Annotated in this window: 22 protein-coding genes, 1 rRNA gene and 1 other RNA gene; 3 read left to right on the forward strand and 21 right to left on the reverse strand. The window is 65.0% G+C overall.

Annotation, left to right across the window (positions count from 1 at the left end; translation table 11 throughout):
- Positions 1 to 31: 31 nt before the first annotated feature.
- From lpxC to rnpB, 16 genes are all read right to left on the reverse strand, one after another.
- Positions 32 to 955, reverse strand: coding sequence for a UDP-3-O-acyl-N-acetylglucosamine deacetylase (lpxC, locus tag AC27VE_RS25490; RefSeq protein WP_488705343.1), 924 nt, complete (start codon positions 953 to 955; stop codon positions 32 to 34).
- A 239-nt stretch (positions 956 to 1194) separates the two neighbouring features.
- A complete protein-coding gene (gene ftsZ / locus AC27VE_RS25495) occupies positions 1195 to 2379 on the reverse strand; it encodes a cell division protein FtsZ (protein WP_035213763.1) in 1185 nt (394 codons plus the stop codon).
- A gap of 187 nt (positions 2380 to 2566) precedes the next feature.
- On the reverse strand, positions 2567 to 3793 hold the full coding sequence (gene ftsA, locus AC27VE_RS25500; protein ID WP_006217473.1) for a cell division protein FtsA: 1227 nt from the start codon (positions 3791 to 3793) through the stop codon (positions 2567 to 2569).
- A 4-nt stretch (positions 3794 to 3797) separates the two neighbouring features.
- Positions 3798 to 4622, reverse strand: coding sequence for a cell division protein FtsQ/DivIB (locus AC27VE_RS25505; RefSeq protein WP_006226267.1), 825 nt, complete (start codon positions 4620 to 4622; stop codon positions 3798 to 3800).
- A 12-nt stretch (positions 4623 to 4634) separates the two neighbouring features.
- Positions 4635 to 5585, reverse strand: a complete 951-nt coding sequence (locus AC27VE_RS25510; protein ID WP_488705344.1) for a D-alanine--D-alanine ligase — start codon at positions 5583 to 5585, stop codon at positions 4635 to 4637.
- Positions 5582 to 6988: a UDP-N-acetylmuramate--L-alanine ligase gene (gene murC / locus AC27VE_RS25515; RefSeq protein WP_006226265.1), complete on the reverse strand. Its 1407-nt coding sequence runs from the start codon at positions 6986 to 6988 to the stop codon at positions 5582 to 5584. Before murC ends, AC27VE_RS25510 begins: the two co-directional genes overlap by 4 nt.
- Positions 6985 to 8061 carry an undecaprenyldiphospho-muramoylpentapeptide beta-N-acetylglucosaminyltransferase gene (murG, locus tag AC27VE_RS25520; RefSeq protein WP_427959064.1) on the reverse strand — a complete coding sequence of 359 codons (1077 nt, stop codon included), beginning with the start codon at positions 8059 to 8061 and terminating at the stop codon, positions 6985 to 6987. Before murG ends, murC begins: the two co-directional genes overlap by 4 nt.
- Positions 8058 to 9251 carry a putative lipid II flippase FtsW gene (gene ftsW / locus AC27VE_RS25525; protein ID WP_424624514.1) on the reverse strand — a complete coding sequence of 398 codons (1194 nt, stop codon included), beginning with the start codon at positions 9249 to 9251 and terminating at the stop codon, positions 8058 to 8060. The genes murG and ftsW overlap by 4 nt, the downstream gene beginning before the upstream one ends.
- A complete protein-coding gene (murD, locus tag AC27VE_RS25530; RefSeq protein WP_280029043.1) occupies positions 9248 to 10780 on the reverse strand; it encodes a UDP-N-acetylmuramoyl-L-alanine--D-glutamate ligase in 1533 nt (510 codons plus the stop codon). Before murD ends, ftsW begins: the two co-directional genes overlap by 4 nt.
- Entirely contained in the window at positions 10777 to 11946 is a 1170-nt protein-coding gene (gene mraY / locus AC27VE_RS25535) for a phospho-N-acetylmuramoyl-pentapeptide-transferase (protein ID WP_006226261.1), read from the reverse strand. Before mraY ends, murD begins: the two co-directional genes overlap by 4 nt.
- Positions 11936 to 14794 carry a bifunctional UDP-N-acetylmuramoyl-L-alanyl-D-glutamate--2,6-diaminopimelate ligase MurE/UDP-N-acetylmuramoyl-tripeptide--D-alanyl-D-alanine ligase MurF gene (gene murF, locus AC27VE_RS25540; protein WP_488705345.1) on the reverse strand — a complete coding sequence of 953 codons (2859 nt, stop codon included), beginning with the start codon at positions 14792 to 14794 and terminating at the stop codon, positions 11936 to 11938. The genes mraY and murF overlap by 11 nt, the downstream gene beginning before the upstream one ends.
- Entirely contained in the window at positions 14791 to 16521 is a 1731-nt protein-coding gene (locus AC27VE_RS25545; RefSeq protein WP_006226259.1) for a peptidoglycan D,D-transpeptidase FtsI family protein, read from the reverse strand. The genes murF and AC27VE_RS25545 overlap by 4 nt, the downstream gene beginning before the upstream one ends.
- The gene (gene ftsL / locus AC27VE_RS25550) at positions 16518 to 16808 is read right to left on the reverse strand and encodes a cell division protein FtsL (protein ID WP_006226258.1); all 291 of its coding nucleotides are present in this window, start codon (positions 16806 to 16808) and stop codon (positions 16518 to 16520) included. Before ftsL ends, AC27VE_RS25545 begins: the two co-directional genes overlap by 4 nt.
- Positions 16808 to 17905 (reverse strand): 16S rRNA (cytosine(1402)-N(4))-methyltransferase RsmH, encoded by a 1098-nt coding sequence (gene rsmH / locus AC27VE_RS25555; protein ID WP_488705346.1) that lies wholly within the window; start codon positions 17903 to 17905, stop codon positions 16808 to 16810. The genes ftsL and rsmH overlap by 1 nt, the downstream gene beginning before the upstream one ends.
- A 7-nt stretch (positions 17906 to 17912) precedes the next feature.
- A complete protein-coding gene (gene mraZ, locus AC27VE_RS25560; protein WP_006226256.1) occupies positions 17913 to 18341 on the reverse strand; it encodes a division/cell wall cluster transcriptional repressor MraZ in 429 nt (142 codons plus the stop codon).
- Positions 18342 to 18707: 366 nt separating this feature from the next.
- Positions 18708 to 19112: RNase P RNA component class A (gene rnpB / locus AC27VE_RS25565), an RNA gene on the reverse strand.
- A gap of 142 nt (positions 19113 to 19254) precedes the next feature.
- Here rnpB and AC27VE_RS25570 point away from each other — a divergent pair.
- Entirely contained in the window at positions 19255 to 21081 is a 1827-nt protein-coding gene (locus AC27VE_RS25570) for an ATP-binding cassette domain-containing protein (protein ID WP_315138003.1), read from the forward strand.
- A gap of 124 nt (positions 21082 to 21205) precedes the next feature.
- Here the strand turns inward: AC27VE_RS25570 and pyrC are convergent, their stop codons facing one another.
- Both pyrC and AC27VE_RS25580 read right to left on the reverse strand, forming a co-directional pair.
- Positions 21206 to 22285 (reverse strand): dihydroorotase, encoded by a 1080-nt coding sequence (gene pyrC, locus AC27VE_RS25575; RefSeq protein ID WP_488705349.1) that lies wholly within the window; start codon positions 22283 to 22285, stop codon positions 21206 to 21208.
- Positions 22281 to 23474, reverse strand: coding sequence for a M20 aminoacylase family protein (locus AC27VE_RS25580; protein WP_006226253.1), 1194 nt, complete (start codon positions 23472 to 23474; stop codon positions 22281 to 22283). Before AC27VE_RS25580 ends, pyrC begins: the two co-directional genes overlap by 5 nt.
- Positions 23475 to 23621: 147 nt before the next feature.
- Here AC27VE_RS25580 and AC27VE_RS25585 point away from each other — a divergent pair, with 147 nt between their 5' ends.
- Positions 23622 to 23900, forward strand: coding sequence for an SWIB/MDM2 domain-containing protein (locus AC27VE_RS25585; RefSeq protein WP_006217453.1), 279 nt, complete (start codon positions 23622 to 23624; stop codon positions 23898 to 23900).
- Positions 23901 to 24081: 181 nt separating this feature from the next.
- Here the strand turns inward: AC27VE_RS25585 and gcvA are convergent, their stop codons facing one another.
- Positions 24082 to 24957 (reverse strand): transcriptional regulator GcvA, encoded by an 876-nt coding sequence (gene gcvA / locus AC27VE_RS25590; protein WP_488705347.1) that lies wholly within the window; start codon positions 24955 to 24957, stop codon positions 24082 to 24084.
- Between the two features lie 186 nt (positions 24958 to 25143).
- Here gcvA and AC27VE_RS25595 point away from each other — a divergent pair, with 186 nt between their 5' ends.
- A complete protein-coding gene (locus AC27VE_RS25595; RefSeq protein WP_488705348.1) occupies positions 25144 to 25701 on the forward strand; it encodes a LysE family translocator in 558 nt (185 codons plus the stop codon).
- A 92-nt stretch (positions 25702 to 25793) separates the two neighbouring features.
- Here AC27VE_RS25595 and AC27VE_RS25600 read toward each other — a convergent pair whose 3' ends face one another.
- Both AC27VE_RS25600 and rrf read right to left on the reverse strand, forming a co-directional pair.
- Positions 25794 to 26159 (reverse strand): DUF4870 family protein, encoded by a 366-nt coding sequence (locus AC27VE_RS25600; RefSeq protein ID WP_006226250.1) that lies wholly within the window; start codon positions 26157 to 26159, stop codon positions 25794 to 25796.
- A 218-nt stretch (positions 26160 to 26377) separates the two neighbouring features.
- Positions 26378 to 26490: ribosomal RNA gene (gene rrf / locus AC27VE_RS25605) — 5S ribosomal RNA — on the reverse strand.
- Positions 26491 to 26646: the final 156 nt, after the last annotated feature.

The following is a 26646-nucleotide window of genomic DNA, read 5'->3' on the forward strand; positions in this document are numbered from 1 at the left end:
CGGCATTCAGGTCCAGATGGGAAGCCTGGCGTCAGGCCAGCTTCCACTCGTGGCGAAACGCCTGCGGCGCCGCTGCCTGCGATTCATAGGTGACCAGTTCCCAGGCATCTTGCTGGGCCAGCAACGCACGGGCCAACTGGTTGTTCAGGCCGTGGCCCGATTTGCACGCCACATAGCGCGCCACCAGGGGCTTGCCCAACAGATACAGGTCGCCGATGGCGTCCAGGATCTTGTGCTTCACGAATTCGTCGTCGTAACGCAGTCCGTCGCTGTTCAGCACGCGGTATTCGTCCATGACGATGGCGTTGTCCAGGCTGCCGCCGCGCGCCAGACCCATCGAGCGCAGGGCTTCCACTTCGTTCACGAAACCGAAGGTGCGCGCACGGGCGATCTCGCGCACATACGAGTGCGTCGCGAAATCGATCTCGGCGAAATTGGCCGTGGAGTCGATGGCGGGGTGGCGGAAGTCGATCGAGAACGCCAGTGCGTAGCCTTCATGGGGCTCCAGCCGGGCCCATTTCTCGTTGCGGCCGTCGCCTTCGCGCACTTCCACCGTCTTTTTGACGCGGATGAACTGCTTGGGCGCGTTCTGCTCGACGATGCCCGCCGAGCGCAACAGATAAACAAACGTTGCCGCACTGCCGTCCATGATGGGGACTTCTTCGGCAGTGAGGTCGATATGCAGGTTGTCGATTCCCAGGCCGGCCAGCGCCGACATGAGGTGTTCCACCGTGGAGACGCGGACATTGCCCTGTTGCAGGACGGACGCCATGCGCGTATCGCCCACGCCAGTGGCTTGCGCGGGCAGGTCAACGACCTGCGGCAGGTCCACGCGGTGAAAGACAATGCCAGTATTGGGTTGCGCCGGACGCAGGGTGAGTTCTACCCGCCGCCCGGAGTGGACGCCGACGCCTGTCGTGCGGACTAGATTCTGAATGCTGCGTTGTCGGAACATGAGACTTGGGGTGTTAGAGCCAGAAAGCCGGCACGAAGAGGACAGATTGCCGGCGTAACTGACGTATTGTAACGCTGTCCGACCCTTGACGCCATCAGCGCGCGGGATCGACCGATACCTCCGTCCCTTATTAGAACCGTGCAAGGGAAACACGGACCGCTCCGCCTCCGGCTTGCCCGCGGGGACAGGCAAGCCGGAGATGAGGGAGTGCGTTTAGAGCCTGTGGCCGGCTCTTTGGTTCAATCCGCCTGCTTGCGCAGGAACGCCGGGATGTCGAAGTGATCCATGCCCGAGCTTTCCAGCGCGCGGACCTGGGCAGACGCCTGGCTGCGCGGATTGCGCATGACCGACGGCATGTCCAGATTGCGGTAATCGCCACCTTGGCCGGCCGGCATCGTGCCCATGGGCATGTTGTCGGTACCGGTGCGGAGCACTTCAGCGGTGTTCTGAACCAGTTGCGGACGCGCTTGCGCACGGCCCAGGCCGGTTGCAACCACGGTCACACGCAGGTTTTCACCCATCGTTTCGTCGTAGGCGGTGCCGAAGATCACGGTCGCGTCGTCCGAAGCGTAGCTGCGGATCGTTTCCATGATTTCGCGCGTTTCGCGCATCTTCAGCGAGCGGCTGGCGGTGATGTTGACCAGCACGCCGCGAGCGCCGTTCAGGTCCACGCCTTCCAGCAGCGGGCAAGCGATGGCGTGCTCGGCGGCGACGCGAGCGCGGTCAGCGCCCGATGCCGATGCCGTGCCCATCATGGCCTGGCCTTGCTCACCCATGATCGTCTTGACGTCTTCAAAGTCGACGTTGACGTTGCCTTCGACGTTGATGATTTCGGCGATGCCCGCGCACGCGTTGTGCAGGATATCGTCGGCCGAACGGAAGCAGTCTTCCTGCGTCGCGTCCTCGTCCATCAGTTCATACAGGTTCTCGTTGAGCACCACGATGAGCGAATGCACGTGCTTGGCCAATTCCGAGATACCGTCCTCGGCCATCTTCAGGCGCTTGTTGCCTTCAAAGGTGAAGGGCTTGGTGACCACGCCTACGGTCAGAATGCCCAGTTCCTTCGCCACCTCGGCCACGACCGGACCTGCGCCGGTGCCGGTGCCACCGCCCATGCCGGCGGTGATGAAGACCATGTGCGCGCCATTCAGCGCGGCACGGATCTCCTCGCGCGCGGTTTCAGCCGACGCACGTCCCTGCTCGGGCTTGGCGCCCGCACCCAGGCCGGTACGGCCCAGACGAATCTGCACCGGGGCATTGGTTGCCGCCAGCGCTTGCGCATCGGTGTTTGCGCAGATGAAATCCACGCCATGCACGCCGTTGCGAATCATGTGCGCGACGGCATTGCCGCCCGCACCACCCACACCAACGACCTTGATTACGGTCCCTTTGGTGTTGTTCTCAAGCATCTCAAAGTTCATCATGATGACTCCCTCACAAGTCCGATTTTGCAAATCACAAAAATTCCCCAACAGCCTATCTTTTGTGAATCGCCTCAAAGCCGATGCCGACTACATAGGTCCGCCACGGGTTTGAGACGCCTCCTCTTTCTGGCGCACCCCGCAATACCGCCGCGAGTCACGCCAAGGAGCAGGCCCCAACCTGCACCCTTTAATTCATAAACCATTCCTTCATGCGCGCCAGCAGGCTCTTGAAATTGCCTGTCTGCGCCGCGACCTTGCGGCCACGCACGCGCTGCATGCGCGCTTCCTGCAACAAGCCCATCACCGTCGAGAAGCGCGGATTGCGCATCACGTCGGCCAGGCTGCCTTCGTATTCGGGAACCGCCACGCGCACCGGCTTGAGGAACACGTCCTCGGCCAGTTCGATCATGCCGGGCAACTGCGCCGACCCGCCGGTCAGGACCACGCCCGAGGCCAGCAGATCTTCGTAGCCGGAATCGCGCACGACCTGCTGCACCAGCGTGAACAGTTCTTCCACGCGCGGCTCGATCACGGCGCCGAGCGCCTGGCGCTTGACCTGACGCGGGCCGCGATCGCCCAGGCCCGGCACTTCCACGGACTCGTCCGGGCTGGCCAGCACCTGCTTGGCCACGCCGTAGCGCAGCTTGATTTCTTCGGCATCCGGCGTCGGCGTGCGCAGCATGGCTGCGATGTCGTTGGTGATCTGGTCGCCGGCGATCGGCAGCACCGCCGTGTGGCGGATCGCGCCCCCGGTGAAGATGGCGACATCGGTCGTGCCACCGCCGATGTCGACCAGCACGACGCCGAGTTCTTTCTCGTCGGCAGTCAGCACGGCCAGACTGGAGGCCAGCGGCTGCAGGATCAGGTCCTGCACTTCCAGGCCGCAGCGGCGTACGCACTTGACGATGTTCTGCGCGGCGCTGACCGCGCCCGTCACGATGTGCACGCGCACTTCCAGGCGCAGGCCGCTCATGCCGATGGGTTCGCGGATGTCTTCCTGACCGTCGACGATGAATTCCTGGGTCAGCACATGCAGCACTTGCTGATCCGTCGGGATGTTCACCGCCTTGGCGGTCTCGATGACGCGGGCAACGTCGGTGGCGGTGACTTCCTTGTCCTTCACAGCGACCATGCCGCTGGAGTTGAAGCTGCGGATATGGCTGCCGGCAATGCCGGTATAGACGTCGCGAATCTTGCAATCTGCCATCAGCTCGGCTTCTTCAAGCGCGCGCTGAATCGAATTCACAGTGGTCTCGATGTTGACGACCACGCCCTTGCGCATGCCGCGCGATTCATGCTGGCCAAGGCCAAGCACTTCGAATCGCCCTTCGGGCAAAATTTCAGCCACCACAGCCACCACCTTGCTGGTGCCGATATCGAGGGCGACGATAAGGTCCTTGATGTCACGGGTCATGGCGTTAGCGTTTCTTGGGAGGTTTCGGTGTGGATTTGGATTTGGCTTCCGACGCGGGCAACGGGGCCAGCGCCAGGGCGAAACCATTGGGATAGCGCAGGTCGGCCTGCGTGATGGTGCGCCCTTCCAGGCGCCCCGACACGGCGGGCCACGCCTGCACAAAGCGTTGAATGCGAGCCGCGAACGGCAGTGCGCCGGGCAAGCCGTGCGGATCCGGCGCATCGGCGCCCGGATCGCGGCCCAGGTCCAGCATCATGCCGTTGGACAGCACCACGCGCCAGGCGTAGCGCGGGCTCAGTTCCAACTGTTTGACATGCATGTCCAGCGGCGCGAACCAGCGCGCCAGCTCGGCGTAGCGCTGCACGACCAGCGACTCGGTGCCCTCGGGCCCGGAGAACTGCGGCAGCACGGTTTCGTCGTCCACCTCGCCCGTGTTCGCCGTGAACGCTTCGCCCCAGGTGTTGATCATCTGGTTCTCGTTCCACAGCGCCAACGGCTGCTGTTCCTCGATCTGCACGCGCAGCACGTTGGGCCAGATCCGGCGCACGGTCGCATGGCGCACCCACGGCACCGACTCGAAGAGCTCGCGCGCATCGTCCAGGTCCACCGTGAAGAAGTTGCCCTTGAAGCGGCCGGCGATCGCCGATCGCACCGCCCCCGGCGACACGTAATGCAGCTCGGTGTCCGGCATGGACTCCAGCTCGATCGCCGACAGCGTGAAGAACGGGCGTTGCACCACCCACACCACGCCCGCCAGGAGCATGGCGCAAACCGCCAGCACGGCTAGCGTGTTGGCGATCAGGTTGGTAGTGCGAGCGTCGTTCCACACGGATTATCCAGGTCAAGCGTTACGGGAGACGCCGTGCACTTTGCACGAGGCCTCGGACAGAATCGCCACGCACAGGTCGGCGTAGCTGATCCCCATGGCCTTCGCAGCCATGGGCACCAAAGAGTGGCTGGTCATGCCAGGCGAGGTATTCAGTTCAAGCAGCCAGGGACGGTTGTCGCGATCCAGCATGAAGTCGGCGCGGCCCCAGCCTTCGCAGCCCAGCGCCCGATAGGCCTTGACCGCGATGGCCGACACGTCTTCGGCCACGTCGGGCGGCAGGTTGGCCGGGCAGAAATACTGCGTGTCGTCCGAGAAATACTTGTGTTCGTAGTCGTAGTTGCCGCCCGGCGCCGCGATCTCGATCACCGGCAGCGCGCGCGCGCCCTTGCCGGAGCCCAGCACCGCCACGGTCAATTCGCGGCCGGTGATGAACTGCTCGGCCAGCACTTCGCTGTCGTAGCGGGCGGCCGCGGCGTAGGCTTCCTTCATGTCCGAATAGCCCACCACCTTGGTGATGCCAACGGTCGAACCTTCATGCGGCGGCTTGATGATCAGCGGCAGGCTCAGGCGGTCGGGGACCAGGCGCAGTTCCGTGTCGGCATCCAGCACTTCGAAGTCAGGCGTAGGCAGGCCATGCTGCAGCAACACGCGCTTGGTCATGGTCTTGTCCATGGCCAGCGCCGAGGCCATCGGGCCGCTGCCGGTGTAAGGGATGCCCAGCAGTTCCAGGGCGCCCTGGATCGTGCCGTCTTCGCCATAGCGCCCATGCAGGGCGATGAACACCCGGTCGAAGCCTTCGGCGGCCAGCTCGGCCAGGCTGCGTTCGCCCGTGTCGAACAGGTGCGCGTCCACGCCGGTGCTGGCCAGCGCCTGCTGCACGCCCTTGCCGGACATCAGCGACACTTCGCGCTCGGCGGATCGGCCGCCGTACAACACACCCACTTTGCCGAATTGCGTGCTCATGCCAGTTCTCCCACTTGGGCCGGGACTTTGCTGATCGACCCCGCTCCCATCACAATCACCACGTCGCCGTTGCGCACGAAGTCCACCACGGCCTGCGGCAGTTCAGCCACGTCTTCGACGAAGACCGGTTCGACCTTGCCGGCCACGCGCAAGGCGCGCGACAAGGCGCGGCCGTCGGCCGCCACCAGGGGCGGTTCGCCGGCGGCATAGACCTCGGTCAGCAGCACGGCGTCGGCCGTGCCCAGCACCCGTACGAAATCTTCAAAGCAATCCCGCGTCCGCGTGTAGCGGTGCGGCTGGAACGCCAGCACGATGCGGCGGTCGGGCCACGCGCCGCGCGCGGCAGCCAGCGTCGCGGCCATTTCGACCGGGTGATGGCCGTAGTCGTCGATCACGGTGAACGTGCCGCCGCCATGGTTGGCCGGCACGGGGAATTCGCCCGTTTGCGTGAAGCGGCGGCCCACGCCCTTGAACGCGGACAAGGCGTCGCAGATCGCCTCGTCGGACACGCCCAGTTCAGTCGCCACGGCAATCGCGGCCAGCGCGTTGCGGACGTTGTGCAGGCCCGGCAGATTCAGTTCCACCTGCAGCGGCGGCAGCAGCGTTTCGCGGTGCGTGCGCTGCACGTTGAAACGCATGCGCGTGCCTTCCGGCTGCACTTCATAGGCGCGCACCTGCGCGTCTTCGTTCAAACCGTAGGTCGTGATGGGACGCGACACGAACGGCATGATCTCGCGCACGTTGGCGTCGTCCGAACACAGCACGGCGCTGCCGTAGAACGGCAGCCGCTGCGTGAATTCGATGAACGCGCTCTTCAAGCGCGCCACATCGTGCCCGTAGGTGTCCATGTGGTCGGCGTCGATGTTGGTCACGATGGCCATCACCGGAAGCAGGTTCAGGAACGACGCATCCGACTCATCGGCTTCCACCACGATGTAGTCGCCCTGCCCCAACCGCGCGTTCGCGCCGGCCGAATTCAGGCGGCCGCCGATCACGAAGGTGGGGTCCAGATCACCGGCGGCCAGCACGCTGGCCACCAGGCTGGTCGTCGTCGTCTTGCCATGCGTGCCGGCTACGGCGATGCCGCGCTTCAGGCGCATCAGTTCGGCCAGCATGATGGCGCGCGGCACCACCGGAATACGCGAGGCGCGCGCCGCGATCACTTCGGGGTTGTCGCCGGCCACGGCCGTGGACGTCACGATGGCGCCCGCCCCCGTGACATTGCTGGCCACGTGGCCGATCGCGATCTTCACGCCCAGGCTTGCCAGGCGACGCGTCACGGCCGACTCGTTCAGGTCGGAACCGCTGATCGTGTAGCCCAGGTTGAGCAGCACTTCGGCAATGCCGCTCATGCCCGAGCCGCCGATGCCTACGAAATGGATATGTTGAATTCTGTGTTTCATGATGAACGCCCCGCTGCTTGTTCACAGACGTCGGCGATATGAGCCGCCGCTTCCGGGTGCGCATGGGCGCGGGCCCGGATGGCAACGGCTTCCAGTTCTTGTCGGGAACGCTGGGCGAGCCAGTCCGCCAGCCACTCGGGCGTCAAGGCGGACTGCGGCTGCAGCCAAGCGGCCTGCGCGTCGCTCAAAAAGCGCGCGTTGGCAGTCTGATGGTCATCGATGGCATGCGGGAACGGCACGAACAGCGCCGCGACACCCGCCGCGGCCACTTCGGACACCGTCATGGCGCCGGCGCGGCAGATCAGCAGATCCGCATCACCCATGGCGCCCGCCATGTCATCGATGAATGCGCGGCAGTCGGCCTGCACGCCCGCTTGGGCGTAGGCCTGCTGCAGCGCGGGCAAATGTTGTTCGCCGGCCTGGTGAATGACCACCGGGCGGCTGTCTTGCGGCAGGCGCGCCAGCGCCTGCGGAACCGTCGTGTTCAAGGCTTGCGCGCCCAGGCTGCCGCCCACGACCAGCACGCGCAGCGGGCCGGTGCGGCCGGCATAGCGCACGGCCGGGTCCGGCAAGTCGCACAGGTCAGCGCGCACGGGATTGCCCATGGCTTCGCCCTTGGGCAGCACGCCGGGGAATCCGCTCAGCACGCGGCGCGACATCTTGGCCAGGCACTTGTTCGCGGTGCCGGCCACGGCATTTTGTTCGTGCACGACCAGCGGCGTGCCACGCAGCGCGGCGATCACGCCGCCCGGGAAGGCTACGTAGCCGCCCATGCCCAGCACGACGTCCGGACGCACGTCCGACAAGCGCGACCAGGCTTGCGCGAAGGCGCGCAGCAGCAAGAACGGCAGCTTCAGCAGCGCTGAGGCGCCTTTGCCGCGCACGCCCTGGAACCGCAGCGGCACCAGCTCGATGCCGCGCGGCGGCACCAGCTTGCCTTCCATCTTGTCCGGGTTGCCCAGCCACAACACGCGCCAGCCACGCTCGCGCAGCACATCGGCCACGGCCAGGCCGGGCATGATGTGCCCGCCGGTCCCGCCGGCCATGATCAGGATGGTGCGGGCGGCGGTCATACCCGTCCCCCACGCATCATCACGCGGTTTTCCACATCGACCCGAATCAGCATGGCCAGGGCGCACAGATTCATCACCACGCCGGAACCGCCGTAGCTCATCAGCGGCAGGGTCAGACCCTTGGTGGGCAGCAGGCCAAGGCACACGCCCATGTTGATGAAGGACTGCACGCCGAACCACATCGCCACGCCATGCGCCACCAGCCCCGCGAACGTGCGTTCCATGGCGATGGCCTGACGGCCGATATCAAAACCGCGATAGATGATGATGGCGAACAACGTAATCACCGCCATCACGCCCACAAAGCCCAGTTCTTCGCCCACCACCGCCATCAGGAAGTCGGTGTGCGCTTCAGGCAGGTAATGCAGCTTTTCAACGCTGGCGCCCAGGCCCACGCCGAACCATTCACCACGGCCCAAGGCAATCAGCGAGTGCGACAACTGATAGGCGCTGCCGTAGGCGTTGTCTTCGTTCCAGGGATCCAGATAGGCGAACAGGCGCGCCCGACGCCACGGCGATAGCCAGATCAGCATCAGGAAGGTGCCGACCAGCACGGCCAGCAGGCTGCTGAAGTACTTGCCGTTGATGCCGCCCAGGAACAGGATACCGATGGCGATCGCCACGATCACCATGAAGGCGCCCAAGTCGGGCTCCAGCAGCAGCAGCATGCCCACGCCGGCCAGCGCGAAAGCCATCGGCAGGAAGCCCCGGGCGAACGCCTGCATGTGTTCCTGCTTGCGCACGGTGTAGTCGGCGGCGTAGAGCAGCGCGGCCAGCTTCATCAATTCGGACGGCTGGAAGTTCAAGGGACCCAGCGGAATCCAGCGGTGGGCGCCGTTGACCTCGCGGCCGATGCCGGGGATCAGCACCGCGACCAGCAGGATCATCGCCACCACGAACAGCGGTACGGCCATGCGCTGCCAGACGCGGATCGGGATCGCCAGCACCACGGCCCCGGCAAGCAGCCCGGCGCTGACGAACAGGCCGTGGCGGATCACGAAGTAGTAGCGCCCGTAGGACGCGTAACGCGGGCCGTCGGCCAGCGCGATCGACGCCGAATACACCATCAGCAAGCCAAGCAGCAACAACGTCGACGCCGCGATGACCAGCGGCAGATCGAAGTTGCGCATTTTGGTACGGCCGGGCCGTACGGCATTGACGCTGGCGGTGAGATCGGCGATCAGGCTCATGCCACCTCTCCACGGTCGCGGGCCAGGTCTTCGACCTCTTCCACGAATACCTGCCCGCGGTGCGGGTAGTTGCGGAACATGTCCAGGCTGGCGCAGGCGGGCGACAGCAGCACGGCGTCGCCGGGCTGCGCCAGTTCCGCCGCGCCGCGCACGGCATCATGCAGCGAATCGACGGTGATGCAGTTGACGCCGGTCGGTGCCAGCACGCGGCCGATCTCGGGCCCGTCCACGCCGATCAGCATCACGGCGCGCGCGTGGCGCGACACCACCGGAATCAACGGCGAGAAGTCCTGGCCCTTGCCCTGACCGCCGGCGATCAGCACCACGGGTTGGCCCAGGCCTTCCAGCGCGGCGACGGTGGCGCCCACGTTGGTGCCCTTGCTGTCATTGATGTAGTCGACGCCGCCGATCTGGCGCACGAACGCCGCGCGATGCGGTTCGCCGGCGTATTCGCGCAGCGTGCGCAGCATGGCGCCCCAACCCAGATCCAGGCAGCGCGCCAGTTGCAACGCGGCCAGCGCATTCAAGGCGTTGTGGATGCCGCGGATGCGCAAGGCGTCCACGGGCATCAGGCGGCTCATGCGGCCGTTGGCGCGCACCGGTTCGGGCGCGTCCTTCTTCCTGCGCACGGGCGGCGCGGGCTCATCGAAATCGACGGGTTCAGCGGCGACCAGCCAGGCCACGCCCTGCCCCAGTTCCAGCCCCATGTCACCAACCAGTTCCGGCATGTCGCGGCCGAAGCTGCGCACGTTCAGGGCATTCACGGTCTGCACCATGCGCACGGTCAGCGGGTCGTCGCGGTTGACGATGGCGACACGCGCCATCTTCAAGAGGCGCGCCTTGGCCTCGGCATACGCCTCCATGCCGCCATGCCAGTCCAGATGGTCCTGCGTGACGTTCAACACCACGGCCGCATCCGCCATCAGCGAGCGCGTCGTTTCCAGCTGGAAGCTGGACAACTCCAACACCCAGACCTGCGGCAGCGCGTCGTTGTCCAGCGCGTCGATCAGCGCCGTCAACGCGGCGGGGCTGATATTGCCGGCCGCCACGACCGACAGGCCGCTGGCGTCGATCAGGTCGCGCGTCAGCGCGGTCACGGTGGTCTTGCCGTTGGTGCCCGTCACCGCCAGCAGGCGGGGACGGTACTCGCGCGTCTCGGCCAGGTCGGCCAGCGCGCGTGCAAACAATTCGATTTCGCCGACCACTTCGATGCCGCGGGCCTCGGCCTCACGCAGCAGGTCGGCGGCAGGCGGCAGCGTCGGCGCCAGGCCGGGGCTCAGCACAACCTGGTTCACGCCATCCAGCAGCGCCGTATCGAAGGACACGTCGCAACCCAGGCGGTATTCCACATCGCTTTGCGCCAGCGCATCGCGCAGCGCCGCCAGTCCGCCCGGCTCGGCGCGCGTGTCGGCCACGCGCAAGCGGGCGCCCAGGCGGGCGCACCAGCGAGCGGCGGCGACACCCGTCTCGCCCAATCCGAGGATCAGGACGAGCGGCGCGTCAGCGCGGGAGGTTTCCATCGTATTCATCGCAACTTCAGCGTAGAGAGGCCAATCAGCACCAGCATCATGCTGATGATCCAGAAACGCACGACCACCTGGGTTTCTTTCCAGCCACCCACTTCAAAGTGATGATGCAACGGCGCCATGCGGAATATGCGTCTACCTGTGCCATAACGTCGCTTCGTGTACTTGAACCAGGTCACCTGGATCATCACCGACAGCGTTTCCACCACGAACACGCCGCCCATGATGAACAGCACGATTTCCTGGCGCACGATCACTGCGATGGTGCCCAGCGCGCCGCCGAGCGCCAGCGCACCGACGTCGCCCATGAACACCTGGGCCGGATACGCGTTGAACCATAAAAAGGCCAGTCCCGCGCCCCCGATCGCCGCGCAAAGCACCATCAATTCCGAGGCGCCGGGAATATAGGGGAACAGCAGGTACTTGGAATAGTCCACGCGGCCGACCACGTAGGCGAAGATGCCCAGCGCGCTGCCCACCATCACGGTGGGCATGATCGCCAGGCCGTCGAGGCCGTCGGTCAGGTTCACGGCGTTGCTGGTGCCCACGATCACGGCCCAGGTCAGCGCCACGAAGCCCAGCACGCCCAACGGATAGCTCACCGATTTGAAGAACGGCACGATCAAGTCGGCGCGCGTCGGCAACGCCATCGTGAAGCCGCTGCCGACCCAGGCCTTGAAGAGCGGCCACAGTTCGGTGTTGGCCGGCGCCGACACGGCGAACGCCAGGTACACGGCTGCGATCATGCCGATGGTGGCCTGCCAGAAGAATTTCTGACGCGCGGGCATGCCTTCCGGATCGCGATAGACGACCTTGCGGTAATCGTCGCGCCAGCCGATCCAGCCGAAGCCGAACGTCACCAGCAGCACCACCCACACGAAGCGGTTGGTCCAGTCCGCCCACAGCAAGGTGCTGATGGCGATGGAAATCAGGATCAGCACGCCGCCCATCGTGGGGGTGCCAGTCTTGACCAGATGCGATTCCGGGCCGTACGAACGCACGGCCTGGCCGATCTTCATCTCGGTCAACTTGCGGATCACACGCGGACCGGCGACGAGACCGATCAGCAACGCCGTCGCGCACGCCAGCACGGCGCGCAAAGTGATGTACTCGAACACGCCCAGCGCGCGCACATCATCGGAAAGCAGACGGGCGATCTCAAGCAGCATGGTGCTCTCCCTGCCCCTTGGCCGCCTGTCCGTCATTCAAAGAAAAAGCCGTCACAACCCGCTCCATGCGCATAAAACGCGATCCCTTTACCAATACGCAGGACGCGCGCAAACCGCGCAAGGCGGCAACCACTTCGTCTACCGATGCGCAGGCGTGCGCGCCAGCTCCGAACGCGGCCGCGGCCGCCCGGCTGGCTTCGCCTAGCGTGATCAACGCGTCAAGCCCTTGCTCGCGCGCGTAAATGCCCGCCTCGGCATGCAAGGCGGGACCGTTGTCCCCGATTTCACCCATGTCGCCCAACACCAGGACACGCTTGCCGGCCATGCGGCCCAGCACGTCGATGGCCACACGAACCGAATCGGGGTTGGCATTGTAGGTGTCATCGATGAGCAACGTTCCGTCACTCATTTGCTTGTGCTGCATGCGACCCGCGACGGGGACAAAGCCCGCCAGGGCGCGCACCGCGCTGTCCAGCGGCACGCCGGCCGCGATGGCGCTGGCGATCGCGGCCAACGCATTGCGCAGGTTGTGTAAACCGGGCACCGGCAGCACCAGATCCGCGGATCCGACGGGCGTCACGACGCGGCAGCGCGTGGCGCTCACGTCCGCAAGAATGTGTTCCGCGTAGACGTCCAGGCCAGGCTGCAAACCAAAGCGCAGGACGCGGCGCGGCTCGGCCAGCGCGTCCCAGATCGCGCAATACGGTTCGTCGCCCGGATACACGGCAATGCCGTCGTCCGGCAGCGCCGCAATCGCGGCGCCGTTCTCGTGCGCCACCGCTTCGACGGTGTGCATGAATTCCTGATGCTCGCGCTGGGCGTTGGTCACCAGCGTGACGGTCGGCGCGGCCATGGCGGCCAGTTGCGCGATCTCGCCCGGGTGATTCATCCCCAATTCGAAAACCGCCGCGCGATGCTCGGGGCGCAGACGCAGCAGGGTCAACGGCACGCCGATATCGTTGTTCAGATTGCCGGCGGTGGCCAGCCGGCCTGCTTCGCCGCGCCACTCGGCCAGCATGGCCGAGATCATTTCCTTCGTGGTCGTCTTGCCGTTGCTGCCGGTCACTGCCACAACGGGCAATGAAAACTGCGAACGCCACGCCGCGCCGATGCGCATCAGCGCGACGCGGGTGTCGCCCAGCACCAGCTGCGGCAGCTTGGCGTCGCTAACGGGATGCGCGACCACAGCCGCGCAAGCGCCACGGCCTTCGGCCTGGTCCAGATAGTTGTGCGCGTCGAAGTTTTCACCGACCAGCGCCACGAACAGTTCGCCCGTATCGATGCGGCGGGTGTCGGTGGACACGCCCTTGACCTGCGGCAGCAGCATCGCCAGACGCGCCCATTCACGGTCGTCGAAAGGCAGCTTTTCGCCTCCGACATCCTGATAGGTCTCGTGCCCCTTGCCGGCCAGCAGCACCACGTCTTCGGGCAACGCGGCCCAGATGGTCTGCATGATGGCGCGTGCGCGGTCGACCTGCACGTCGGCATGCGCCGCTTCCGGAATACCGGCCAGAATCTGTTGAACGATCGCTTCGGGCGATTCCGTGCGCGGATTGTCGCTGGACACCACCACGTGATCGGCCAGTTCCGCAGCAATTCGGCCCATTTCGGGGCGCTTGCCCGGATCGCGTTCGCCGCCGCAGCCAAACAGGCAGATCAGGCGGCCCGAGCGGGCAACGGCCACGGCGCGCAGTGCGGTCAAGGCGCGCGACAAGGCATCCGGCGTGTGCGCGTAATCCACAACCACCAACGGGCTGCGGCCGGCATGGGCCTGCGTCGTAACCGGCACCGATTCGACGGTCTGCAAGCGGCCGTCCACAGGGTCGGTCGCGGCCAATTCCCGCGCGATCTGCGCAAACGGCAGACCCAGCTTGTACAGCACGCCAGCCACGAGCAGCAGGTTCGACACGTTGTGCGCCCCCAGCAGACGCGTCACGATCTGGGCTTCGCCATGCGGCGACACCAGCGTGAAGATCTGGCCTTGGGACGTGGCTTGAAGATCGCGCGCACGCATCGCGGCGGGGATCTCGGGCGAATCGCTCAGGCTGTAGCCCATCGCGCCCGTGCCCGCAGGCAGGCTGGCGATCAGGCGGCGCCCGGCGGCGTCATCGGCATTGACGATGGCGGCCGTCAGGCCCGGCCAGCGGAACAGGCGGGCCTTGGCGGCCTCGTAGTGTTCCATCGTGCCGTGGTAATCCAGATGATCGCGCGTCAGGTTCGTGAAGGCGGCCAGCGCGATGCGCACGCCGTCCAGACGACCTTGCTCGATGCCGATCGACGACGCTTCCATGGCCACGGCTTTGGCGCCGGCGTCGCGCATGGCGGCCAGCGTGCGGTGCACGGTCAGGACGTCGGGCGTCGTCAGGTCGCCGCCCAGCGTGCGGCCGTCGGGCAGCACGGCGCCCAGGGTGCCGATGGTGCCGCAAGGCTTGTCATTGCGGCTCAGCGCATGCGCAATCCATTGCACCGACGAGGTCTTGCCGTTGGTGCCGGTCACCGCCACCACCGCCAACGCGGCGGACGGGCGGCCGTACCAGGTGTCGGCCAGCTCGCCCAGCAAGGCGCGCAGACCGGTCACCGGCAACATGGGCGTGTCGGCCGCCGCGGCCAGGACGGAATCGCTGGCGGGCGCTTCGAACAACACGGCGCTGGCGCCCAGCGCCAACGCCTTATCTATATAGAGACGTCCGTCGCTGGACAGGCCCGGGCAGGCGACGAACACGTCACCCGGCTCGATATCGCGGGAGTCCAACTTCAGGTGCGCCGTCAACGAGACGCGCGCATGCAACCACGCCACGGTTTCGGCAACCGTGGCGACAGGGGAGGAGAGGAAGCCTTTGGCGCTCATCTGCCTGGCTCCTTGAGACCAGCAACAATCGTGGATTCAAAAGGCGCGTCCGGCCGCACCCCCATCAGCCTCAGGCTCCCCCCCACGATATGGGAGAACACGGGCGCGGCGATCGCGCCGCCGTAGTAGCCGCCGACCGTCGGCTCGTCGATGGACACGGCCACCACGATCTTCGGATCGGACACCGGAGCGAAGCCCACGTAGGAGCTCCGATAACGCTGCATGCTGTATTTGCCGTCGACGATCTTGCGCGCGGTACCGCTCTTGCCAGCCACACGGTAGCCCTGCACCTGAGCGGCCTTCGTGCCCTCGGGGCCGGCGGCGGCCTCAAGCATCGCGCGCACCATGGCGGTCGTCTTCGGCGTGTAGATCTTGACGCTGGTGGGGTCGCTGTCGCGCTTGACCAGGGTCAGCGACACCATGTCGCCATTGCGGGCGAAGACGGTGTAGGCGCGCGCCACTTGCAGCAGCGAGACCGACAGGCCGTAGCCGTAGGCCATCGTCGCCTTTTCGATCAGGCGCCAGCGGTCCCACGGGCGCAGGCGGCCCGGCGCAGCGCCGGGAAATCCCACCTGAGGCGCCTGGCCCAGGCCCAATTCGGTGAAGCGGTCCCACATTTCGCGGGATTCCAGCTTCTCGGAGATCATCGTCATGCCGATGTTGCTGGACTTGCGCAGCACGCCGGCCACGTCCAGCGTGCCGTTGCGGCTCACGTCGCTGATCGTGCTGCCCTGATACTGGAAACGGCCATTGCCGGTTTCGAACAGCGTCGACGTCGTGATGCGGCCCAGGTCCAGCGCCAGCGCGGCGGTGAACGGCTTCATGATCGAGCCCGGCTCGAAGGTATCGGTAATGGCCTGGTTGCGCAGCTTGGACCCGTGGAAGCTCTCGCGCTTGTTCGGGTCGAAGGTCGGCACGTTGGCCAACGCCAGGATTTCGCCCGTCTGCACGTCCACGACCACGGCGGTGGCGCCCTTGGCCTGGTGCTTGTCCATGGCGTCCTTCAATTCCTTGAACACCAGGTACTGCAAACGGGTATCGATCGACAGGCGCAAGTCGCGGCCGTCGACCGGCAAGGTCACGGCCTGCACGTCTTCAATGACGCGGCCCAGCCGGTCCTTGATGACGCGGCGGCTGCCGGGCCGGCCCGACAACTGCTGGTTGAACGTCAGTTCGACGCCTTCCTGGCCCTGATCTTCGACGCTGTTGAAACCCACCACGTGGGCCATCACGTCGCCGTCGGGGTAGTAGCGGCGCGTCTCGGGCTGCTGGTGCACGCCCGGCATGCCCAACTGTTTGATCTTGTCGGCCACGTCCATCGAGACCTGGCGCTTCAGGTAGACGAAGTTCTTGTCTTCGTCGACCAGGCGGTGGCGCAAGTCGGCCACCGGCGTTTCCAGCAGCTTGGCCAGCGCATCCATCTGCGCGGGCGTGCCCTGCTTGGCGTCTTCGGGAATGGCCCAGATGGCGCGCGCCGGCACACTGGAGGCCAGCACCGCGCCATTGCGGTCCGTGATCTTGCCGCGCGTGGCCGCCAGGGTCAGCGTGCGTTCATAGCGGCGTTCGCCCTGCTGTTGCAGGAACTCCGTCGACAACCCTTGCAGGAACAGCGCGCGGCCAGCCAGCACCGTGAACCCGCCAAACAGCAGGATCAGCACCAGACGCGCGCGCCAGGTGGGCAATTGCCCCCGCAGCACCGGGTTGTCGAAGAAGGGGACGCGTTTCATTTGGCGCCCCCAGCCGTGGAGACGGGCGCTTGATTCAGATACAGCGTGCGGTCCGGAACGATGGGAATCATCTTCAGGCCGTCGCGCGCAATCACATCGACCCGCGCGTTGCGGGCCAGTTCTGCGCGGTCAAGCTGCAGGCGGCGCCAGTTGGTTTCCAGGTCGCGTTCCTGGGCCTGATCACGTCCCAGCTCGACAAAGAGCTGGCGCGACTGATACCGGCTGGTGACCAGGGAAATGGCCGACAGCATCAGTAAAGCCGCAATGATCAGGTTGACACGACCCATTAGCGCCGCCCCCCCTTGCCGCCGCGGCGAGGCGGCGGAGCCAGGTCGCTGCCGGGCAGCGAGCCGATCTTCACGAACGCAAAGCCGCCCTCGGCGGGCAGCGGTGTTTCGGTGCGTTCGGCAACGCGCAGGACAGCGGAGCGGGCGCGGGCATTGGCCGAGACCTCATCGTCTTCAGCCAGGACACGGCCCAGGGAACGCAGGATGGGTTGCGGCATCTCGCTTTCGCGCAACGGCAGGCGTGCATGCGCGGCGGCCGGACGCGCCGCCGCCGCGATGCACTGCTTGACCATGCGGTCTTCAAGCGAATGAAAGCTGATCACCGCCAACCTCCCCCCCGGGGCAAGCAGGTCTAGAGCTGCCGCGAGGGTGCGCGCGAGCTCTTCGAGTTCCCGATTGATGTAAATCCGTAAAGCTTGAAAGGTGCGTGTGGCCGGATGCTGCCCCTTTTCGCGCGTGCGGACGGCGCTGGCGACGCACTCGGCAAGCTCGAGCGTGGTGCGCAGCGGCCTTGTTGCGCGGCGAGCAGCAATCGCCTTTGCAACCTGAAAAGCAAACCGTTCTTCGCCATAATCCGCTATGACCTCCCGCATCTCATCCACACTGGCTTGCGCCAGCCAATCCGCCACCGTGGGACCACGAGTGGTGTCCATCCGCATATCGAGCGGGCCGTCTCGCATGAACGAGAAACCGCGCTCGGCGTCATCGATCTGAGGCGACGACACGCCCAGATCCAGCATCACGCCATCGACCTTGCCGATGCCGCGCTGCTCCAATTCTTCAGCCATGGTGGCAAAGCCGCCATGGATAACCGTGACCCGAGAGTCCGCCGCCGCCAACGCATTGGCTACCGCGATCGCCTCGGGGTCCTTGTCGAACACCACCAGCCGGGCATCCTTGCCCAAGCGGCCCAGCAGCTCGCGACTGTGCCCGCCGCGGCCAAAAGTGCCGTCGACAAACACGCCGCGTTCCGCCCGCGTAGCCGTATCCGGCTCGGTCTGCGTGTGCGACCGTGTCGCGCCCTTGCCGCCGAAGTCGGGCAGCAATAGTGCGTCCACCGTCGGCTCCAGCAGAACGGGCCGATGTTCGAATTCCATAGATTTTTCAGAACGAAAACTGATTCAACACATCCGGCATACCCTTGGCCAGATCCTCAGCCTCTCGGCTGGCCAGGGTAGCGGCGTCCCACAGCTCGAAGTGCGCGCCCAGACCGAGCAGCATCACATCGCGCGTCATACCGGAAGCGTTGCGCAGTTCAGGCGCGATCAGGACCCGGCCGGAGCCATCCAGTTCCACATCCTGAGCGTTGCCCAGCAACAGCCGCTGCAATGCACGAGCCGTCATGGGAAAAGCGGCGATCTGTTCGCGCTTCTTTTCCCACTCCGGCCGCGGATACACCAGCAAGCAGCCGTCGGGGTGGCGGGTCAGGGTCAGCCGGCCATCGGCCTGCGACATCAGCGCGTCACGATGCCGGGTCGGAATCGAGATCCGTCCCTTGGCATCCAGCGTGAGCGCGCTGCTTCCCTGAAACACCACTTTTACCCCACTTAATTGCACAATTTCCTACTATTTCCCACTCTACGGTATGGCACAGGGGCGGTCAAGCGCGTGGTTGCAATTTTTTCAATCACAACAAGGACTTAGACCAATATGTAAAACCGCAAAAAGAAAAACCCCCTAATAAATCAGGAGGTTGCGGCGCACTCTACAAGTCCTTCTTCAGAAGTAGCGCCTAAGGATGACTTTGCATTGTTTTACGAAGGGCCGTTTCGCCCGAACTGACGAGGCTTCCCGCCGGGCTTCCCGCCATGCGCGGCCAAAAAAATTGCGCGTCGGACTTCAGGCGCGACCACGCGCGGCCAGGCTTGGGGCCTGGCCAACTCGCGTGTGGGAAATTAGATGCAGGACGGGTCTATAGGCCGGATTCTGTACACCAGGTTTCCCTGGCGGACGATCATTCCTCTGCGCGGATCATTGCTGAGCCGCTCTAGCCACCTACCCGCATGCTTGGACGGAGCCGCCCTTCGCGACCCGAGGGCCGCACGCATGCCTATTTGATGTTGCTCCGGGTAGAGGTTGCCGCGTTTCACCCTGCGATGCCGCCCTTCGTTGCCGAATGGCGCGATGCGGAGATGGCCGTACCTGTGCGTGCAAGCACGCCCGCTTCGCAGTCTCGTCTCTGTGGCCCTATTCCTCAACCGCGCCCGAAGACGCGGCCGGACGGCCGTTAGCCGTTACCCTGCCCTATGGAGTCCGGACCTTCCTCGATGGATTCGCATCCACCGCGATCGCCCGACCCGCCCTGCGGTCCGTATTCTATTACAGGTCACGGCTCCGTCCCCGAAGCGCGTCCCAAGGCACTTCCCCGCCCGCCCCAAACGAGCTTGCGGGGTTCCTGCGACAATACGCGCTGATCCGCTTAGACGCCGCAAAAACGACTCCCTACATGGCCCTCGCTACTCTCATCACTCTTACCGACATCCAGCTGGCCTACGGCCACCACCCGCTGCTGGACCACGCCGACTTCGCCATTCAGGCCGGCGAGCGCATCGGCCTCATCGGCCGCAACGGCGCCGGCAAGTCGTCGCTGCTGAGGTTGCTCGACGGCAGGACGCTGCCTGACGACGGCGATATCGCCCGCAACTCGGGCCTGCGCGTCGCCACGGTCGAACAGGAACCCGAGCTGGACGAGAACGCCACCGTGTTCGATGTCGTCTGCAATGTGGAAGGCGACCACGAAGACTGGCAACGCCCCTCGCGCGTGCGCGCCATGCTGGAAAAGCTGGGGCTGCCCGCCGATGCGCAGATCGCGGGCCTGTCCGGGGGCACCCGCAAGCGGGTCGCGCTGGCGCGCGCCCTGGTCGAAGAGCCCGATCTGCTGCTGCTGGACGAACCCACCAACCATCTGGACTTCGACGGCATCGCCTGGCTGGAAGAGATGCTGCGCAGCTGGCGCGGCGCCGCGGTCATCATCACCCACGATCGCCGCTTCCTGGACGCCGTCACCACCCGCATCGTCGAACTCGACCGCGGACGCCTGCTCAGCTTCCCCGGCAATTTCTCCCAATGGCAAGAGCGCAAAGCCCAGTGGCTGGAATCCGAACGCCTGGAACAAGCCCGTTTCGACAAGCTGCTGGCGCAAGAGGAAGTCTGGATCCGCAAGGGCGTCGAAGCCCGCCGCACGCGCAATGAAGGCCGGGTCCGTCGCCTGGAAAGCCTGCGCGTCCAGCGCGCCGAACGCCGCGAGCGCATCGGCGACGTATCGCTGGCGCTGGCGGAAGGGCAGCGTTCGGGCAAGCTCGTGGCCGAACTCGAACACGTCGGCAAGACCTTCGGCGACAAGGTCGTGGTGGATGACTACTCCACGACGATCCTGCGCGGCGACCGCATCGGCATCATCGGCCCCAACGGCGCCGGCAAGACCACCTTGCTCAAGCTGATCCTGGGCGAAATGCAGCCCGACACCGGTTCCACGCGCATGGGCACGAACGTGGCGGTGGCGTACTTCGACCAGATGCGCGCACAACTGGATGAAAACGCTTCGCTCGTCGACATCATCAGCCCGGGCAGCGAATGGGTCGAAATCGGCGGCACGCGCAAGCACGTCATGACGTACCTGGGCGACTTCCTGTTCTCGCCCGCCCGGGCCGGCTCTCCGGTGCGCAGCCTGTCCGGCGGCGAGCGGGCCCGCCTGCTGCTGGCGCGCCTGTTCGCGCGCCCCGCCAACGTGCTGGTGCTGGACGAACCCACCAACGACCTGGACATCGAAACGCTGGAACTGCTGGAAGAGCTGCTTCAGGAATACGCCGGCACCGTGCTGCTCGTCAGCCATGACCGCGCCTTCCTGAACAACGTCGTCACCCAGACCATTGCCTACGAAGGCGACGGCCACTGGCGCGACTACGTCGGCGGCTACGACGAATGGGTCGCCCAGCGCCCCGCGCCATCCGCCCCGGCAGCCGATGCGGACAGCGCCGCCAAGCCCGTCGACGAAAGCGCCGCGCGCGCCAAGGTCGCCAAGCCCAAACCGGCCAAGGCCACCAAGATGAACGCGTGGGACTTGCGCGAGCTTGAAGGCCTGCCGGACGCCATCGCCGCACTGGAAGCGCAGCAGGCCGAACTCGCCGGCAAGCTGGCCGACGGCAGCCTGTACCGCGATGCGCCCGCCGAGGTTGATCGCATCAACGGCGAACTCGCCAAACTGGAAAGCGAACTCGAAGAACGATTCGCCCGCTGGGAACTGCTGGAAGCACGCCGCGACGGCACGCTCTGACGTCCCTATCTATATATATAGATAGCCGTCATCCAAACGGCAAACAAAACGGGGGAGTGGCGCACAGCCGCTCCCCCGTTTCTCATTCGTCGCCGCGCGCCCAATCAGGGCCCGCGCCCGCTGCTCAGACCTTCGCGCGCCAGGCCAGGGCTTCACCTGCCGCCAGCGGCACCAGCGTCGTATTGCCGAACTCCAGCTCGTCGGGAACCTGATACGTCTCGCGCACCAGCGTCAGGGTGCCGGTGTTGCGCGGCAGGCCATAGAAGTCGGGGCCGTGGAAGCTGGCAAAACCTTCCAGCTTGTCCAGCTTGCCCGCGGCCTCAAAGGCCGTGGCGTACAGCTCCATTGCGTGCAGCGCGGTGTAGCAGCCGGCACAGCCGCAAGCGTGTTCCTTCAAGCCCCGCGCGTGCGGCGCGCTATCCGTGCCCAGGAAGAAACGCGGGCTGCCGCTAGTGGCAGCCTCGACCAGGGCCAGACGATGCGTCTCGCGCTTCAAGATCGGCAAGCAGTACAGATGCGGCCGCACGCCGCCCTGGAAGATCGCGTTGCGGTTGTACAGCATGTGTTGCGGCGTGATCGTCGCGGCGATCGGCCCTTCGGCGTCCCGCACATACTCGGCGCCTTCCTTCGTCGTGATGTGTTCGAACACCACCTTCAGGGCCGGAAACGCGCGGCGCAACGGCTTCATCACGCGCTCGACGAAAATCGCCTCGCGGTCGAACACGTCAATCGCCGGGTCGGTCACTTCGCCGTGCACCAGCAGCGGCATGCCGCATTTTTCCAGCGCTTCCAGCGCCTTCGCGCACTTGCCCAGCAAATCGGTCACGCCCGCATCCGAGTTGGTCGTGGCGCCCGCCGGGTACAGCTTCACGGCATAGACCTGGCCCGACTCGTGCGCGCGAAAGATCTCTTCCGCCGACGTGTTGTCGGTCAGATAGAGCGTCATCAGCGGCGTGAACGCTTCCGGATTTCCGCCGGCCTTGCGCAGCGCCTCCAGGATGCGGCCGCGATAGGCCAGCGCCTGTTCGGTGGTGGTCACCGGCGGCTTCAGGTTCGGCATGATGATGGCGCGCGCGAACTGGCGCGCGGTATCGGCCACCACGGCTTCCAGCGCCGCGCCATCGCGCAGGTGCAGGTGCCAGTCGTCGGGGCGGGTGATGGTGAGCTGATTCGTGTTTGGAGTAGACATGGAAGGCTTCTTAATCTGCCAGCGGCATGCCCCGTTCAGCCAGCGCGCAGAACATCGCGCTGCCCAGGGGAATGACGGCATCGTTGAAATCAAAATGCGAGTTATGCAGCACGCAGCCCGACTCGGCGCCGCCTTGGCCCAGCCGGAAGTACGCGCCGGGCTTGCTCTGCAACATGAAGGAAAAATCCTCGGAACCCATCGACGGTACCAGATCGCGCACCACGTTTTCCTTGCCGATCATCTCGGTCGCGATGTCGGCCACCAGGTTGGCGTGCTGCGGCGTGTTCAGGGTTGCTGGATAGATGCGCTCGTAGATCAGTTCGGCCGTGCCGCCGAATGCGCTGGCGATCGCGGTGACCAGTTCGCGCATGCGCGTCTCGACCATTTCCTGGACCGATTTGCGGAACGTGCGCACCGTGCCCACCAGCTTGGCTTCGCGCGGGATCACGCTCATGGCGCCCGGATGCCCCGCCTGCATGGACCCGATCGACACGACCGCGGAATCCAGCGGGTTCACGTTGCGCGACACGATGGTCTGCAATGCCGTGATGATCTGCCCTGCGATCGTCACTGGATCAATCGTCTGGTAAGGGTGCGCGCCATGGCCCCCGCGGCCCGTGATCTGGATCTCGAAGCGGTCCGCCGCCGCCATCATCGGCCCGGGGTTGATGCCGATCGTGCCGGGCCGCAGGCCCGGCCAGTTATGCAGCGCGTAGATCGCGTCGCACGGAAACGTGTCGAACAAGCCGTCCTCAAGCATGGCGCGCGCACCGCCCCGGCCCTCTTCGGCCGGCTGAAAAATCAGCACGGCCGTGCCGTCGAAATTGCGCGTTTGCGCCAGGTACTTCGCCGCCCCGATCAACACCGCGGTGTGGCCGTCATGGCCGCAACCATGCATCAGGCCCGGCTTGGTGGACTTGTGGCCGAAGTCGTTGTCTTCGGTCATGGGCAAGGCGTCCATGTCGGCGCGCAGCCCGATCATGCGTCCGCTGTCGCAGCGCTTGCCGCGAATCACGCCCACCACGCCGGTCTTGCCGATGCCGCGATGCACCTCGATGCCCAGCGCCTCAAGCGCGCCGGCCACAATCCCGGAGGTTCGGACTTCCTCGAAGCCCAATTCAGGATGCGCATGCAAATCGCGCCGCAGCGCCGTCAATTCGTCATGAAATAGGCGAATTGATTCCAAAGGAGATCGTGCGTACATAGGAGGTTACAGAATGACGTGGTAGGGGGGACAGTCTGTGCATTTTAGTTGCTACAGAGGATAAATGCCTTTGTCTTTACGAGAGAGACACGTTATGCTCCGGCCGCAGGACAATTTTTCCAACAGCCAGAGAAGGAGCGCCGCATTATGGCCACAACCTCCAAACCCGCGACCGCGCGCAAGCCGAACGCTGCATTCATGAAGCCCCTGACCCCCAGCGCCGAATTGGCCGCTGTCATCGGCTCGGAAGCCGTGCCGCGTACCGAGGTCACCAAGAAGATCTGGGAATACATCAAGAAGCACAACCTGCAAGATGCCAGCAACAAGCGCAACATCAACGCCGATGCCAAGCTGCGTCCGATCTTTGGCAAAGATCAGGTCACGATGTTCGAACTGACCAAACTGGTCAACGCACATCTGAAGTAAGCAGGCAAAGGGCGTACCCCGTACGTCCCTGCCTCTTGGATTGTCGCGACGCCCTGGCTCACGCCGGGCTAGCACACCCTCCTCTCGCGCAAGTTCCATTTCCCGCGCGACACCCTGCTCCACATTCTGTGGACACGGCACACTCCCTCACTTGTTCCTGTCGATCCCATTTCGCTGATCGCTAGGCTTGGCGCGCCTCTTCGAGCAACCAGCTTCGAAACGCAGCCACCTCCGGACGTTGCGCGGACGAGCGCGCATACACGATCCAATAGCTGTAATCGTTCGGTAAAGCATGCTCGAACAGTCGCACCAGACGCCCCTTTCGCAAGTCGTCCGCAGCCAGCATCAGGCGCCCCAACGCGACGCCTTGTCCCTCGATCGCAGCCTGCAATACCAACGCCGCATCGTTGAAGACAAGACCCTGCGAAAGGTCCAATGCGACGTCGGTATGTTGGCACCACTGCTGCCACGCCGCGCGCGGCTGATCATGCAGTAGCGCCACGCGCTTCAGATCCTCCGGCCGCTTAAGCGCCGGCGGCCCGGCAGCCAACGCAGGGCTGCAGACCGGGCTCAAGAACTCGCGTGCAATCAGGTCGGCCTTGAGGCCAGGCCAACGCCCCAATCCCGAACGGATGCCGATGTCGAACGCGTCATCGCCGCTCCACAGCTGCACCGAGCTCGTCACCCTCAATTCCACGTCGGGATGCCTGGCACGAAAAGCCGGCAAGCGCGGCAACAACCATCTCGACGCAAAGGAAGGCAGCACCGAGATCCGCAAGGGCCCCTCGTGCTTGTCGCGCACGCGCTCGGTCGCCGCCGCCATCTGATCAAACACTTGCGACAGTTCGGCCAGATAGGCCGTGCCCTTTTGCGTGAGGGCCAATGCATGGCCTCGGCGCGTGAACATGGGATGACCCAGCCAGTGCTCCAGCTGCCGCACCTGATGGCTGATCGCCGCCTGCGTGACGCAGAGCTCAGCCGCGGCCAGCGTAAAGCTCATATGCCGCGCAGCGGCCTCAAAGGCGCGCAACGCGCCCAACGGTGGCAGACGGCGCATGTTCTCGATTAGTTCAGTTTATCGAAGGGATGAGAATAGATCGTTTGGCGCCGCCCCGGAAGCGCTATCTACTACGACCTCGCCCGCTCACGGAAACCCCCGGGGGACTGGCGGCAACCACATTCGAAGGAAGCGGTAATGATCGGGTGGGAAAGTTGGATCGTTTTCCTGGGGTACGCCATTCCCATGATCATCAGCCCGGGGCCGGGCAACACACTCTTGGCCACCGCCGGCGGCCGCTACGGGATCAAGGGCTCGGTGCCGTTCTGGATCGGCTTCGAAGCCGGCAACCTGGTGCTCTGCGCGCTCTACGGGTTTGGCTTGGGCGGCACGCTGCACGAGTACCCGCAACTCCACACCGTCCTGAAATGGGCGGGGGCCGCCTACCTGCTTTATCTCGCCTGGGGCTTCTTCCGCGCATCCGTGGCGCCCGATCATGCAACGCGGCCGCAGAAAGCAATGGACTTTCGGGACGGTTTCATCTGCGTCGCGCTAAACCCCAAAATCCACTCAATGATCGTGGTCATGTTCGCGCAATTCCTCACGCCTGGCGCCAGCCTCGCCATCCAGGTGACGCAGTTAAGCGCCGCCTTCGTTGTCCTGGGCCTGTTCTGCCATTTCCCCTGGATCTATGGCGGCCAGGTTATCCTTGGACGGTTCAATACGCCACGTGCGGTACGCATCCAGGCCGCGGTCTTCGGCGTCTCGATGCTTGCTGTCGCCGCCTATGTCGTCCTGTCCTAAGTACCTGTCCTTGGCACTGCAGCAAACGCCCATGAAAAAGGCCGGCGATCTCGCCGGCCTTTCTTGTTGCTGTTGCCCGAATTGCTTTCAGGTCACGCGTAGGTGGTGGGCGCCGCCCCTTCCAGCAACGCCAGCCAGCCCTTGATCAGGCGATACAGCACCCACACAACGGTTGCGATCAGGCCGATCCAGCCAATGAAGATGTAGACGGCGATACCGCTGATGGCCAACCACAACATGGCCCACCAGAACGTGCGCAGCATCCAGTCGAAGTGGGCAGCGTAAACCGTGCCGGCCGCATCCGAGCGCTTCAGATACATCAGCACAACGGCGGCTAATGTCGCGATGCCCAGAATTCCACTCGTCAGAAAGCCCAAGGCAAACAAGCCGTAAGCCACGTGGGTCAACGTGCGCAGGTCCAACTTCGTACCGGGCACGGGGGTCTGGGTATCACTCACGATAACGCTCCAACGAATTGACTCGGTCAATCTTACCGCACAAAGCCCCCCCGCCCACGGGCGTTGTTATTTGTGCACATTCAGCATTGGCGCGGCTTGCAGCCTGATTGACGACCCGCAAAGCGCTTCGATTTGAAGGAGTTGTCGCCAGCCATTCAGGCCGCCCTCGCCCAAAGACAAAGCCCCGCCGGGAACCGGCGGGGCTTTGAGGGATAAGAGCTTGACGATGACCTACTTTCACAGACGTCCGTCCACTATCATCGGCGCGAAGGCGTTTCACTGTCCTGTTCGGGATGGGAAGGAGTGGTACCACCTTGCTATGGTCGTCAAGCGTAACTGCTTGAGCGGCTGCCTGAAACTTCAACCGCTCGAATCTTGGCGTACTTCTTGGGTCTTGCTGGGTCTTGCCCAGGTACTGCAGCGGATCCCGCTCTACGCCTGTGGCCGCAAACAATGCCGCCTTCAATACGCAGGGGTTCTCACTCTA

The organism is Achromobacter sp. 18P8.1.1 (assembly GCF_057799415.1).

Excerpts from the sequence above, each read along its gene's own strand:
- AC27VE_RS25570 (WP_315138003.1), top strand. The coding sequence starts at position 19,255 with ATGGCCCTCGCTACTCTCATCACTCTTACCGACATCCAGCTGGCCTAC.
- ftsZ (WP_035213763.1), bottom strand. The coding sequence starts at position 2,379 with ATGATGAACTTTGAGATGCTTGAGAACAACACCAAAGGGACCGTAATC.
- rsmH (WP_488705346.1), bottom strand. The coding sequence starts at position 17,905 with ATGGAATTCGAACATCGGCCCGTTCTGCTGGAGCCGACGGTGGACGCA.
- lpxC (WP_488705343.1), bottom strand. The coding sequence starts at position 955 with ATGTTCCGACAACGCAGCATTCAGAATCTAGTCCGCACGACAGGCGTC.
- AC27VE_RS25580 (WP_006226253.1), bottom strand. The coding sequence starts at position 23,474 with ATGTACGCACGATCTCCTTTGGAATCAATTCGCCTATTTCATGACGAA.
- ftsL (WP_006226258.1), bottom strand. The coding sequence starts at position 16,808 with ATGGGTCGTGTCAACCTGATCATTGCGGCTTTACTGATGCTGTCGGCC.
- AC27VE_RS25585 (WP_006217453.1), top strand. The coding sequence starts at position 23,622 with ATGGCCACAACCTCCAAACCCGCGACCGCGCGCAAGCCGAACGCTGCA.
- murG (WP_427959064.1), bottom strand. The coding sequence starts at position 8,061 with ATGACCGCCGCCCGCACCATCCTGATCATGGCCGGCGGGACCGGCGGG.
- murD (WP_280029043.1), bottom strand. The coding sequence starts at position 10,780 with ATGAATACGATGGAAACCTCCCGCGCTGACGCGCCGCTCGTCCTGATC.
- gcvA (WP_488705347.1), bottom strand. The coding sequence starts at position 24,957 with ATGCGCCGTCTGCCACCGTTGGGCGCGTTGCGCGCCTTTGAGGCCGCT.
- ftsW (WP_424624514.1), bottom strand. The coding sequence starts at position 9,251 with ATGAGCCTGATCGCCGATCTCACCGCCAGCGTCAATGCCGTACGGCCC.
- ftsA (WP_006217473.1), bottom strand. The coding sequence starts at position 3,793 with ATGACCCGTGACATCAAGGACCTTATCGTCGCCCTCGATATCGGCACC.
- murF (WP_488705345.1), bottom strand. The coding sequence starts at position 14,794 with ATGAGCGCCAAAGGCTTCCTCTCCTCCCCTGTCGCCACGGTTGCCGAA.
- murC (WP_006226265.1), bottom strand. The coding sequence starts at position 6,988 with ATGAAACACAGAATTCAACATATCCATTTCGTAGGCATCGGCGGCTCG.
- AC27VE_RS25545 (WP_006226259.1), bottom strand. The coding sequence starts at position 16,521 with ATGAAACGCGTCCCCTTCTTCGACAACCCGGTGCTGCGGGGGCAATTG.
- AC27VE_RS25510 (WP_488705344.1), bottom strand. The coding sequence starts at position 5,585 with ATGAGCACGCAATTCGGCAAAGTGGGTGTGTTGTACGGCGGCCGATCC.
- AC27VE_RS25595 (WP_488705348.1), top strand. The coding sequence starts at position 25,144 with ATGATCATCAGCCCGGGGCCGGGCAACACACTCTTGGCCACCGCCGGC.
- mraY (WP_006226261.1), bottom strand. The coding sequence starts at position 11,946 with ATGCTGCTTGAGATCGCCCGTCTGCTTTCCGATGATGTGCGCGCGCTG.